We start from the raw sequence: 12,446 nt of genomic DNA on the forward strand, positions 1-12,446 counted from the left end.
CCCATGCCTCCTCCCCCGCCCATTCCGGAGTCTGACACGGCGCCGGTTGGTCCTGCTGTCGGGATGGACCCACCATGCGCTGTTGCGGCAGTGGCAATCGCGTAAGACGCCGAACCGGTTATCCCTGCCAACGAACCGATGATCAATCCAGCGACAGCGAGCTTGCGAAATCGACCCTTGGCTCCCACCAGAACCAGGATCGCGCCGACGACAGTGCCCGCCAACAGAATCCACTTCAGCATGGGCAGCCATTCGGCATTGCGGTGCAACAACACCCAGCTCCAAATTCCTGCGGACAGCATCATCGCCGCCAAGCTGCAGCGTCCGATCCAGCGGGCACGCACCAACCACAGGGCGTATCCGCCGATGCCGATCATCCCCGCAACAGCAGGCGCCAGCGCAACTGTGTAATAGGGGTGGATCGTTCCGGACATGTAGCTGAAGATCAGGCCGGTAACGAGAAACCAACCACCCCACAGGATCAACGACGCACGGAGAAGATCTGTGCGCGGTGCACGCCCACGGGTGAGGAGTCCGAACACCAACGCGATCAGTGCCGCAGGAATCAGCCAGGAAATCTGGATACCCATCTCGCTGCCGAACAGCCGATCGAGTCCGGCACTTCCCCCAAAGCTGGAACCTGCACTGCCACCGGCCATTCCACTACTACCACCGGACATTCCGCCACCGGTGTTCCCGAAAAGTCGACCCAATCCGTTGTATCCCAGTACCAAGTCCATGACGCTGTTGTTGGTCGATCCGCCGATGTACGGGCGAGAATCAGCGGGCCACAGCCACACTGCCAACACCCACCACCCAGCCGATATGACAACGGACGCAGCACCGATCACCAGGTGGAACAGGCGAGTCCGCAAGCGCACCTGTCCGGCAATCAAATACGCGGCACCAAATGCAGGCAACACCATCAGCCCTTGCAACATCTTGGTGAGAAAAGCGAAGCCCAGCGCGACTCCTGCGAGCGCCACCCACATTGCGGCTCGTCGACCCACCGCCGTGCACATGGCGCGAATCACGAAGTAGCCGGCGAGAGTCATGAGCAGGACAAGCAACGCATCGGGATTGTCGAACTTGAACATCAGGGCGGCAGCGGGCGTAGCTGCCAACACAGCTCCCGCCACAAGACCCGCAGCCGGGGTCGCCACTCGTTTGACGGCCGCATACACGAGCGCAACCGATCCGACGCCCATCAATGCCTGCGGAACAAGAAGGCTGGCACTCGAAAATCCGAAGATTCGTCCGGACAGACCCATGACCCACAATGAAGCGGGCGGTTTGTCGACAGTGATGAAATTCGAGGTATCGAGGGAGCCGAAGAACCACGCTTTCCAATTCTGGGAGCCGGCCTGCGCCGCCGCAGCGTAGAAGGTGTTGGCGTAGCCACTCGCGGTCAGATTCCACAAATACAAGACCGCCGTTGCTGCCAACAGGATCGTCAGCGCCAATCCTGTACGGCGAGTGCGGAACCACGACGGCGAGGGCTCGGCTCGATGGGCAGTTGGTGCCGGCCGCTGAGGCGGGGCCGGATGCAGAACGGCGGTCATCAGGAAGTCCCTTCACGAGTTACTGTCCTGCCAACGATCGCGCTTTCAACCCCGGCGGCACTGGGAGCCGGCTGGAAAGTTGCTGTGAATGAATCAGGTCAGGGAACGCTCGAACAGCACGACGCTGAACCAACCGTTGTAGACAACATCTCCGAAGTCACGACGCCCTACCTCGGCGAAACCCGCGTCTCGGTAGTAGCGGCGCAACCGCACGTTCGTTTCGACACAATCGAGCCGCAAGTACTGCGCGCCCTCCTCCGCGGACCGTCGATGGGCCCAGACGAGTAAGCGTTCGCCCAACGAGGTGCCCGAAAATTCTCGATCGATAACCAATCCGTGCACGTAGCCGGCAGGCTCGTTCGAATCGGGCCAGACCACGGGGTCTGACCAGATCAACCGCAGGGCGCCGACAATCCTTAACTGCGCCCGGTCTCGCGCAACAAAGAACTCCCCTCTCGAAATCTGCTCCCCGACCTGCTCGACAGACACTTCGCGTGGGCGCCACTGGATGATTCCGCGTTCTGCCAACCAGTCTTCTGCCGCGTGCCGCAGCGCCAGAATCTCCGGCCCATCGCTCTCGACCGCTTGCACAACGTCCACAACCATATGACCTCCCCCATATCTGCAGCCGTTCACAACAACACGGCCTCCAGGCCCCAACCCGGGTGTTTCTACGAGGTGAAGCCTATCGACGTGAAGTTGTGTATCTGAACGGGTCTCACCACTCAGTCAGGTTTTGAATATGGTGTTCGCCGATCGCGGGTGCTGCTGCGGGTCGATCGAGGGCGGCGGGATGAACCACGGTTTGTTGTCGACGCCGATGCGGATCACCCATTTCCCGACGAACCCGGACTTGCGGTGCATCAACCGGTGATGCGAACGGCACAGCAGGACAAGGTTGTTCATCACCGTCGGGCCACCGTTGGCCCAGTGCCGAATGTGGTGCGCATCGGTCCACGCGGGAACACATGTGCAGCCGGGGAACGCGCAGCCTCTGTCCCTCGCGATCAACGCCACTCGCTGTTCGGCGGACACCAATCGCTTTCCGGGTTTCGCATCGAGCGGCGCGCCGTGACCGTCGAGCAGCACCGTGGACAGGAAGCAGTCACACCCGAGGAGTCTGGTCTGCGAAACGGACAGCGGCCCGAGCCAGGGCATGTGCCCGACATCGAGATCCGACACAGCTACTCCGTCACCAGAAGCAGCGGGTGTTGCGGCGCAGTCCCGATGCTCCGCCAGGTCGCGGGCGTTAATGTGCACGTTCACGTGCGGCCGCTGCCCACCATCGGCGCCGGTTTTGGCGCAGTCCAGGTAACGCCGGATCAGTTCCGTGAACCCGTCCGCGGTCCGCTTCGCTGCCGACCGGGTATCCGGGGTTCCATCGGGTGCCGGGGTCGGCATCGTCAGATTCGACAGGGCGGAGAGCAGCATTTCACCGGTGAGGGCGTCGAAATCGCCGCGCACCACCACCCGGCCGTTCAACGTCGACGCGATGCGGAGTTCGTTCCGGTCGTCATCTTCGGCGGGTGGAATCTTGTCGGATTCGAAGATTCGCTCCAAGGTCGCGATGACGTTTCGCACCTTCGTGGTCGTCGCCTCCACCCCGGACGCGGCAGCCAACAACAAGTCGATACAGCGAGGGAGCGCTTCCTCCGGCATGCCCTTCGGCGGTGATTCGCAGAACGCCACGATCAACACTGCATGATCGAACGAGCAGTCCCCGTCATCGAACCGGGCAGCCACCGCCGGAAACGGGCGTAGCGCTGCACCGGGGCGGCGATCTTCTTCCCGTCCCGGATTTGCAGCATCGTGTTTGCCGCCAACCACGCACCCACTCCGCGGCTGGCGATCACCTGATCATCGGGACGCATCGACAACTCGTCCACCACCGCCACCCGAACAGCCTCGAGACGCAGAATCTCCGCACTCGCCGACACCGCAGCTGCACGCAACTCAGAAGCAGACAACCGCCACAGCCGTCCGCGCAACCCCACCGCAGAACCAGACACCACATCCGACAACAGAACACTCATTGAATCCCCCGATCCCCACCCCAGACAATACTCGAACACTCGTTCGAGTCAAGAGTGGTAGACCTCGAGCGCCCGCGCTACCGATTCGTCACTCGCAGGCAGCAACGGCAGTCGCACATGGGGAGTCGGAATCTGCCCCAATGCATGCAACACGCCCTTGATGACAGTCGGGTTCGATTCGGAAAAGAGAGCTCCTGACAGCGTCGACAACCGTCGTCCAAGATCGCGAACACTGTCCACATCTCCACTGTCCCAAGCCTTCACCAGGCGCACGAACTCGGCGGTCGACAGATGAGCGGACGCCAAGATTCCGCCTGACGCACCCAAGGCCAGAAGCGGCGCGAGAAACAGATCATCCCCCGCCAGCACGGCGAAGTCGTCCGGAAGATCCGCGAAGAGTTCGACGGCAGCTGCGTCGATACCGCCCGCGGCATACTTCACACCAACAACCCCGGGCAAATCACCCAGCTCCCGCAAAGTGCCGCTGTCCAGATCGCACGCAGTTCGGTACGGCACGTGATAGACGATCAGCGGCACGCGGCTCGACGACTGCAGATGCGCGAAATGCGCCACCACACCGGCTTTCGACGGCCTCGTGAAGGAGGGAACCGGCACCAAGGCCGCCGAGACATCAGGCCACCGAGTCAGCCTCCGGAGCGCCTGCGCACTGCCCGCCGTGTCGTTGCTACCCGCGCCCACGATCAACGTCGCACCTCTCGCACGGCACACGCTCGCACAGATATCCAGAACGGTCACTCTCTCTTGCTCGGTGAGGGTTGCGGCTTCCGCTGTAGTCCCCAGCGCAACGAGTCCGACCGCACCTTCGGAGAGGGCCTGGTGCGCAAGCTGTTCGAGTGCGTCGGTTGCAATACGACCGTCGCTCTCGAAGGGCGTGATCAGTGGTACATGGATTCCGGCCAGGTCAACTCGGGTCGTAGTCATAGAACTCAGCCTCACCGAACAGACCTTGTAGGTCTAGTTCGCATTTCCATCGTCGAGCGTAAGCTGAGCTGATGCTCGATGTTCGTCGACTGAAGCTATTGCGCGAACTAGCGCTGCGCGGAACCATCGTTGCCGTTGCCGAGGCGCTGTCGTTCAGTCCCTCCGCGGTGTCGCAGCAATTGGCCGTCCTCGAACGTGAAGCCGGCGTGCCGCTGCTGGAACGAACAGGCCGTCGCGTCCGCCTCACGCCGGCCGGTGAGAACCTCGCACGTCATGCCGAAGTCATCCTGCAACGCCTGGAGCAGGCGTCGGGTGAATTGGTCGACGCGCGTCGTGGACTGGCGGGGCCGCTGCGCATCGGAACGTTCCCGACCGCCGCACGGGCGATCCTCCCGCCGGCATTGATCGTCCTCTCTCGCGAGCATCCCGGGTTGGAACCGATGGTTTCGGAGATCGACCCAGCGGACGTCGCCGACGCCCTACGAGCTGGGAATCTGGACTTGGCGTTGATTCACGACTACGACTTCGTCCCTCGTCCCAGCGAACCGGGCCTGACAGCGTTGCCTCTTTGCAGTGAATCGGTCTATCTGGCGTCGAACGACACCGCTACAGATCCCGACAGCACCATTACCGCGCTGGCCGACTGCGTGGAGCAGCACTGGATTACTGCGATCCCCGGAACTGCTTGTCATGCAATGACCATTCGCGCGTGCCAAGCGGCCGGGTTCACCCCGAAAGTGCGACACCACATCGACGAGTTCGCCACCGTTCTCGCCCTCGTCGCTGCAGGGCAGGGCGTTTCACTGGTCCCGGAACTCGGAGCCATCCATCCGCCACTCGGAGTGCGCCTGACGCCGATGCCCATTCGACGAAGGACCAAGATCGCACACCGAGCCGGCTCCGACGCTCACCCGGCGGTCGCAACCGTGACAAGCGCGCTTCGCTCGGCCGTCCCGCAACTGCTGGACGCCGAGCGATAGCGGCACCTACATGTCGAGCCCGAGGTCGAGCACTGTCACCGAGTGCGTCAAGGCACCTACAGCGAGGTAGTCGACGCCGGTTCGGGCGTACTCTGCGGCAACGTCGATGGTGAGACCACCGGATGACTCGAGCTTGGTTTCGGGGGCAACAGCGTCTCGGCGTTGGACCGCGATCTGCGTCTGCCACAGCGGGAAGTTGTCCAGCAGAACAAGTTCCACGTTCTCCGCCAGCACCTGGTCGAGCTGAGTGAGGTTGTCGACCTCGACTTCGCACTCGATGTCCGGCGCGAGCTCACGGACCGCACGAAGTGCTGCGACCACCGAACCGGCAGCGGCAACGTGGTTGTCCTTGATCAACGCCGCGTCACCCAATCCCATGCGGTGGTTGACGCCTCCGCCCACGTGGACTGCATATTTCTGCAGAGAACGTAGTCCGGGCAGTGTCTTTCGGCTGTCCCGCACTTTGGCATGAGTGCCGGCGATGGCGTCGACCCACTGCGACGTCGCCGTGGCGATTCCCGAGAGATGGCAGACGAGGTTGAGCATCGTCCGCTCTGCCGTGAGAAGGCCGCGGGTGGGCGCGACGACGGTGAGCACCGATTGACCTGGCGCAACCCGAGTTCCATCGGCCACCCGATCAACGACCTCGTAGTTACCCGCGCCGATCACCTCGTCGAGAACAAGCAGTCCGACGTCGATGCCGGCGACAGTACCCGAGGAGCGTGAGACGACCGAGGCCTTCGCGACTGCATCGGCGGGAACCGTTGCGGTAGAAGTGATATCAGGGCCATAGCGCAGATCCTCGTCCAGAGCGAGCCTGACCAACGTGAGCAGTTCGTCACGGTCGAGCGGCGCGGGCAGGATCTTCTGCTCGGTCATCAATGAACTCCTGTCAACAACATGTCTAGTATTTCGAGCGCTCCATCGGCACTCATCTTGATCCGAGTGCTGCGACGCTGATTCGGATCTGTTTCACGATAGTCGGTGCGGGTGTGACAGCCTCGGCTCTCGGTTCGTGCCACGGCTACATCGACCAACGCTGTCGCGGTCAGTGTGAGCGCCGCGTCTTCGAGGTCCCCAGCAGCCACCGCCACTGTCTGATCGGCGCCGGCAAGCGCGGCTCGCGCAGTCTGGAGACCGCCTCCGTCGCGAACCACCGACGCGTGTGCTGTCATGACGGACTGCACAGTCTCTCGTGGGAGGATCGGCATCGGCTTGCGCACCACGTTGACCACTTCGGCATGAACCTCGCGACGCTCGGCAGCTGCGATTCCGGCACGCTCCCCGACCACCAAACCCTCGAGAAGGCTGTTGGACGCAAGACGATTCGCGCCGTGCAATCCCGTGCGAGCCACTTCGCCCGCTGCGTAGAGTCCAGGCACTCCCGTTCGTCCATGGACGTCGGTGGCGACTCCACCGCACGAGTAGTGCGCGGCCGGAGCGACGGGAATGAGTTGGGTGCGTGGATCGATGCCCGCTTCGAGACAGGATGCGGTGATGGTCGGGAACCGCGAATCGAAGCCGTCGAGCTTGCGGGCGTCCAGGTAGACGTGATCGGTGCCGAGATCTCGTAGGCGTGCTGCGATTGCGCGCGAGACCACGTCACGCGGGGCGAGATCACCCAGCGGATGAACACCTGCGGTGACCGAATCGCCGTTGGTGTCGACAAGAATCGCACCTTCGCCGCGGACCGCCTCACTGATCAAGGGCCGGCGACCTACTCCACCCGGAGTGAAGAGGACCGTCGGATGGAACTGAACGAATTCCAGATCCGCAATTGCCGCACCTGCTTCGAGCGCCAACGCGATTCCGTCGGCAGTTGCACCGGGCGGATTTGTACTGCAGGCATACAGCTGACCGAGTCCACCGGTAGCGAGCAGTACCGCGGGCGCATGGATCACTCCGAGCCCTTCCGGCGAGGAGACGATGAGTCCACACACCCCGCGCCGGTTGGTCACCACCTGAACTGCCGCTGCACCGAACAGAACGGGGAGGCCGGCAGCGTTGAGAGCCCGCTGCACTTCCGCGCCCGTGGCGTCGCCGCCCGCATGGATGATCCGACGCGTGCTGTGCCCACCCTCGCGGGTGCGCGACACCTCGCCGTCTCGCCCGCGATCGAAGACCGCGCCCAACGCGGCCAGCGCCGCAACTGCGTCGTGACCAGCTTCGACGATGGAATAGACAGCTTCCTCGTCGCACAAGCCGACGCCGGCCTCACACGTGTCCGCAACGTGCGACTCGACGGAATCCGTATTCAGATCGTCGACGACCGCGATGCCGCCCTGCGCGTACTGAGTCGAGGTGTCCGTCGGACCACCCTTGCTGACCGTGAGTACTTTCAGCCCCCGCAGAGAAGCGGTGCGCGCAGCGGTGAGGCCCGCGACACCGCCTCCCACGACGACCAGGTCGGCATGAGCCTCCCAGGCGAAACGCCCGGCAGGGCTGGTCACTCGCCGCCGCCCGGATTACCGATCTCGATCATGCGCTGCACCGATTTCTGTGCACGCTTGGCCATCTCGAGATCGACGTGGACCTCGTCCTTGCCCTCGAGAAGGCAGCGAAGCAACGCGGCAGGCGTGATCATCTTCATGTACGGGCACGACGCGCGGTCGTTGACGGCCTGGAAATCGACGTCGGGCGCTGCCTTGCGCAACTGGTGCAGCATCCCGATCTCGGTGGCGACCAGAACCTGCTTGCTCTTGGTGACGCGGGCAGCGTCGAGCATTCCGCCGGTGGAGAGGATCTTGACCTTGTCCGCGGGGACCGCGCCTTCACCGGCGAGGTACAGAGCCGAAGTAGCGCAACCACATTCAGGGTGCACAAAAAGCTCGGCATCGGGGTGAGCCTTGGACTTCGCCGTCAACTCGTCACCGTTGATACCCGCGTGGACGTGGCATTCACCGGCCCAGATCTGCATGTTGGTGCGGCCTGTGACGCGCTTGACGTGAGCTCCGAGGAACTGGTCCGGGAGGAAGAGAACTTCCCGGTCGGGATCAATCGAGTTGACCACGTCGACGGCATTGGACGACGTGCAGCAGATGTCGGTGAGACCCTTCACCTCTGCCGTCGTGTTCACGTACGACACCACCAGCGCGTTCGGGTTGTCGGCCTTCCACTCACGAAGCTGCTCGGCATTGATCGAGTCAGCCAGAGAGCAGCCGGCACGCTCGTCCGGGATCAGCACGGTCTTGGACGGCGACAGGATCTTCGCGGTCTCGGCCATGAAGTGCACACCGCAGAAGACAATCGTGTCCTCGGGCGCCTCGGCAGCGATTCGCGAAAGCGCCAGGGAGTCGCCGACATGATCGGCAACGTCCTGAATCGCAGGCAGCTGGTAGTTGTGCGCAAGAATCGTCGCGCCGCGTTCGCGAGCCAGACGTTTGATCTCAGCGGCCCACTCGGGGGTCGCTTCGACTCCGTTGTATCCGCCGGGGCCGTCGTGAATCTGCGAGGCCGATCCCTCCCATAACGTCGTGGTCGTCATGGCGTTCTCCTTCACCGTGAACCCGGGCTCGTCACCCAGTTCAAATCCGGACGGGCTGGCCCGGATTTCCGTATTCGAGGTTTTCGACTTAGGATCGAAAACGTGCCCAATAGTAACACCACCCACGAAGTGCTTGCAGCGGTGTTCCAAGTTCGCACCTTCCCCGCAAGCATCGCCGCAGGTGACGGCGATCACTGCCCACAAGGGCGTGAAGAGTTGGCCGTGCTGCTGTGGCAGCGCGCACTCAACCCGCAGAAAGGCACATGGTCCCTGCCCGGGGGCACTTTGCGCGACGACGAGGACCTGACGACCTCCGCTCGACGACTCCTCGCCGAGAAGGTCGACCTACGAAAGGTCGCCCACCTCGAGCAACTCTCCGTCTTCAGTGATCCACAACGAGTGCCGGGCCCGCGCCGCATCGCGTCGACCTTCCTCGGACTCGTTCCCCTCAGCGCCGACCCACAACTTCCACCCGACACGGCCTGGCACCCCGTTTCGACGTTGCCGGAGATGTCGTTCGACCACGGAACCGTCGTACGGCACGCGCGTAATCGACTGGCTGCAAAACTCTCCTACACCAACATCGCATTCGGGCTGGCTCCCGAAGAGTTCGCGATGTCGACACTGCGCGAAATCTACTGCGCTGCACTCGGTTACCAAGTCGACGCAACCAACTTGCAACGCGTACTGGGTCGCCGAGGCGTACTGACTCCCACCGGCAACACTGCACCGTCCGGCAAGTCGGGCGGACGCCCACCGGCCCTGTACCGCTTCACCGACTCCACCTTGCGAGTCACCGACGAGTTCGCTGCACTGCGTCCCCCGAGCTGACGTCGATCAGGTTCTCAGGCAACGGCTTCGAAACTTCCGCGTTGCAGCCACGCCGAGTTCACCGCGCCGGCCGGATCGATGACCCGATTGATTGCGCCGAACCGCGTCGTCACCCGATCGAGAATCCGATCGGCCTGCCAACGATCCGTCGGATCAGCGACTATCGCAAAGAAGCGATGGGTCGGTTTTCCCGCCATGATGCGCACCAATTCTGTCACCGTCCGCGCAGTGACCGCCACGCTCCAACCGGCGTCGAGAAACTCGGTGGCGATACGCGCACCGTGCTCGAATCCGATGTCCGTGACAAGTACAACTCCCCTGTTCGGGGCGATCTCAGAAACGCTCATTGCGAAACCTCCACTCGGAATCAAACTTCTTGACTCCCATGTAAGTCCGCAATCTTGTGGCTCCCTTGTGTTGGTTCTGTGAGAACTCTGGGGATTCCGCGCCCCACGCATCAGGCAGATCGAGACAGCCCCGCCCAGAAGACCGTCGAGGCCGCGTTCACCACATCGCCGACCGGCACGTCGCCCAACATTCCGCCCGCGGCCAGCGTCGCGACGCCATGGAACGTCGCAAAGGCAACCAGCGCAATACTTTCCGGATCACCGGCGGCAATGTCACCCGCAGCCTGCGCTTCCGATACGAGCCGAACGGTCAGGTCCATCGTCGCGTGCCCCGCGTTCACGACAGTCTCGGCCGCACCGGGTGCATGCTTGTTGCTGTACATCAGAGACAACAGGCCCGGATGCTCGAGCGCAAAATCCACATAGGCGTTGGCGAGCGAGGAGAACCGGGCTCTCGCGGTCGGCGGCGCCTCCGAAACTGCTCGCTCGAGCGCACCGGTCATCCGATGGAATCCGCTTTCAGCCAAGGCGTCGAGCAAAGCCTGACGGTCGCGAAAATGCTTGCCGGGGGCCGCGTGACTCACGCCCGCCTCGCGCGCAAGCTGCCGCAGCGACAACTTGTCGACGCCATCTTGCTCGAGGGTCGCTTCAGCTGACGCCAGGAGTTCCTGTCGCAGGCTGCCGTGGTGGTACGGCTGTTCGTGGGCGGGCATGGTGGCACCATATCAAAATGTTGTCATTGACAACTATGGTGTCAGTGCCTACATTTGGAATCACCCGAACCGAAGGAGCCACCATGGCCATTGACGTAGCCGGAACCACCGTCCTCATCACCGGAGCCAGCGCTGGGCTCGGAGTGGAATTCGCTCACCGCTTCGCCGCTCGCGGTGCAAATCTGGTTCTCGTCGCCAGGCGGGCAGATCGCCTCGAAGCCCTCGCTACCGAACTCCGCGTCGCCCACGGCATCACAGTCACAGTTCTGCCTGCCGACCTGGCGGCGCCCGGCGTCGGCGCAACACTGCACCAGGAGCTGACAAACCGTGGCATCACCGTCACCTCGCTGATCAACAACGCCGGATTCGGAACACACGGAGCATTCGTGGACGAAGATCTCGAGCGCGTCACGTCCGAAATTCAGCTCAACATCGCCACGCTGGTCGAACTGACGCACACCTTCCTGCCCGATCTCCTGGGCGGACGTGGAGCGCTCGTCAACATCGCGAGCACGGCGTCGTTCCAGCCGACCCCTGGCATGGCCGTCTACGGCGCGTCCAAGGCTTTTGTACTCAACTTCACCGAAGCACTCTGGGCAGAAGCTCGCGGCAGCGGATTGACCGTATTGGCGGTGTGCCCCGGCCCGACACGAACCGAGTTCTTCGACGTCGTCGGCTCCGAAGATGCTGCGGTCGGGCGAATGCAGACGGCAACTCAGGTGGTGGATACAGCTTTCCGGGCACTGGATCGACGCAACGCACCGCCGACAGTCGTATCAGGTTTGCCGAATTGGGTGTCCTCGATCAGCACTCGCTTCGCAACCCGCCGGTTGGGAGCGTTGATTTCGGGTCGACTGTTGGGTGACGTGCGAATGAAGTCCGCAGCGAACCGCCCGTCGACGTCGGCCATATAGACAAGCAACGGCTGTGTGGAAGCAACGGCTGTATAGAAGCAACGGCTACGGGAGTTTCGGCTGGACCTCGTCGTCGGTCTGTTCGGCCTCGGTGGCCGGATCCCCGGATTCCGGATCCCCAGATTCCGGGTGGTCCCCCACACCGAGGTCGTCGTACGGATTGAGCACTGCCAGAACCAAGGTCACGACGCACGCCGCGAGCGGCTGAAACAGAAGCACGAGCAACGTGCCGATGTTCGGTGCGCGCGCGATGATCTCCCCGACCGCCGGATTGTCGGCGGTGGGGAAACGCAGTTTTGTCACGCCCGAACCCACGAGTGCCATCAGTCCGGCACCTGCCGCCGAGCCGACTATCAACCCGCCCAGGGCATACGGGCCTCGACTCAGACGCGCCAACCACGCCGCTACTGCCGACAGCACACCGACGATCAGTGCCAGCCAGATGAACACAGCACTCGCGTCGAACTGATGGAGGCTCTCACCCGTCAACGCGACGCCGCGCCCCTCGGACACCACCAACAGATGCTCGGCCGGAGCCAAGAACGCCCACACCACACCGACGAGCACGCTCACGCCCGCAGTGGTTGCGGCGATCACGATCGCGGTGCGCAGACGAGTCTGCCGAAGAGAGATCACACAG

12 protein-coding genes and 1 pseudogene are annotated in these 12,446 nt (G+C 63.1%); 3 read left to right on the forward strand and 10 right to left on the reverse strand.

The features are described from left to right. The 4 genes and pseudogenes from ABX74_RS26190 to dapA form a co-directional block, all read right to left on the reverse strand. On the reverse strand, positions 1-1,562 hold a 1,562-nt coding region (locus tag ABX74_RS26190), incomplete at its 3' end, for an ArnT family glycosyltransferase (protein ID WP_082148565.1). A 93-nt stretch (positions 1,563-1,655) separates the two neighbouring features. Then, positions 1,656-2,168: a GNAT family N-acetyltransferase gene (locus tag ABX74_RS26195; RefSeq protein ID WP_019748801.1), complete on the reverse strand. Its 513-nt coding sequence runs from the start codon at positions 2,166-2,168 to the stop codon at positions 1,656-1,658. 123 nt (positions 2,169-2,291) lie between these two features. Next, positions 2,292-3,595 (reverse strand): annotated as a pseudogene (locus tag ABX74_RS26200) (DUF222 domain-containing protein). A 48-nt stretch (positions 3,596-3,643) separates the two neighbouring features. Beyond that, on the reverse strand, positions 3,644-4,537 hold the full coding sequence (dapA, locus tag ABX74_RS26205; protein ID WP_047890044.1) for a 4-hydroxy-tetrahydrodipicolinate synthase: 894 nt from the start codon (positions 4,535-4,537) through the stop codon (positions 3,644-3,646). Positions 4,538-4,608: 71 nt separating this feature from the next. On the opposite strand from dapA, the gene ABX74_RS26210 reads away from it, so the two are divergent. After that, positions 4,609-5,517 (forward strand): LysR family transcriptional regulator, encoded by a 909-nt coding sequence (locus tag ABX74_RS26210; protein ID WP_047890045.1) that lies wholly within the window; start codon positions 4,609-4,611, stop codon positions 5,515-5,517. Positions 5,518-5,523: 6 nt separating this feature from the next. On the opposite strand, the gene nadC is transcribed toward ABX74_RS26210, so the two are convergent. From nadC to nadA, 3 genes are read right to left on the reverse strand one after another with little or no spacing between them, the layout of a single operon-like run. Continuing rightward, the gene (gene nadC, locus ABX74_RS26215) at positions 5,524-6,396 is read right to left on the reverse strand and encodes a carboxylating nicotinate-nucleotide diphosphorylase (protein WP_003941805.1); all 873 of its coding nucleotides are present in this window, start codon (positions 6,394-6,396) and stop codon (positions 5,524-5,526) included. Continuing rightward, positions 6,396-7,967 (reverse strand): L-aspartate oxidase, encoded by a 1,572-nt coding sequence (locus tag ABX74_RS26220; protein WP_047890046.1) that lies wholly within the window; start codon positions 7,965-7,967, stop codon positions 6,396-6,398. The genes nadC and ABX74_RS26220 overlap by 1 nt, the downstream gene beginning before the upstream one ends. Continuing rightward, on the reverse strand, positions 7,964-9,001 hold the full coding sequence (gene nadA, locus ABX74_RS26225; RefSeq protein ID WP_020908027.1) for a quinolinate synthase NadA: 1,038 nt from the start codon (positions 8,999-9,001) through the stop codon (positions 7,964-7,966). The genes ABX74_RS26220 and nadA overlap by 4 nt, the downstream gene beginning before the upstream one ends. A gap of 102 nt (positions 9,002-9,103) precedes the next feature. Here nadA and ABX74_RS26230 point away from each other — a divergent pair, with 102 nt between their 5' ends. Further along, positions 9,104-9,832, forward strand: a complete 729-nt coding sequence (locus tag ABX74_RS26230; RefSeq protein ID WP_047890047.1) for an NUDIX hydrolase — start codon at positions 9,104-9,106, stop codon at positions 9,830-9,832. A 14-nt stretch (positions 9,833-9,846) separates the two neighbouring features. Here the strand turns inward: ABX74_RS26230 and ABX74_RS26235 are convergent, their stop codons facing one another. Next, positions 9,847-10,179: an SDR family NAD(P)-dependent oxidoreductase gene (locus tag ABX74_RS26235; protein ID WP_047890048.1), complete on the reverse strand. Its 333-nt coding sequence runs from the start codon at positions 10,177-10,179 to the stop codon at positions 9,847-9,849. Between the two features lie 110 nt (positions 10,180-10,289). After that, positions 10,290-10,892, reverse strand: coding sequence for a TetR/AcrR family transcriptional regulator (locus ABX74_RS26240; protein ID WP_047890049.1), 603 nt, complete (start codon positions 10,890-10,892; stop codon positions 10,290-10,292). Between the two features lie 83 nt (positions 10,893-10,975). Here ABX74_RS26240 and ABX74_RS26245 point away from each other — a divergent pair, with 83 nt between their 5' ends. Further along, positions 10,976-11,806 (forward strand): SDR family NAD(P)-dependent oxidoreductase, encoded by an 831-nt coding sequence (locus ABX74_RS26245; protein WP_047890050.1) that lies wholly within the window; start codon positions 10,976-10,978, stop codon positions 11,804-11,806. 45 nt (positions 11,807-11,851) lie between these two features. Here the strand turns inward: ABX74_RS26245 and ABX74_RS26250 are convergent, their stop codons facing one another. Beyond that, complete coding sequence (locus ABX74_RS26250) at positions 11,852-12,442, reverse strand: DUF2567 domain-containing protein (protein WP_019748811.1); 591 nt, start codon at positions 12,440-12,442, stop codon at positions 11,852-11,854. Positions 12,443-12,446 lie beyond the last annotated feature (4 nt).

It is taken from the genome of Rhodococcus sp. ARP2, from assembly GCF_001029585.1.
GTDB lineage: Bacteria > Actinomycetota > Actinomycetes > Mycobacteriales > Mycobacteriaceae > Rhodococcus_F > Rhodococcus_F erythropolis.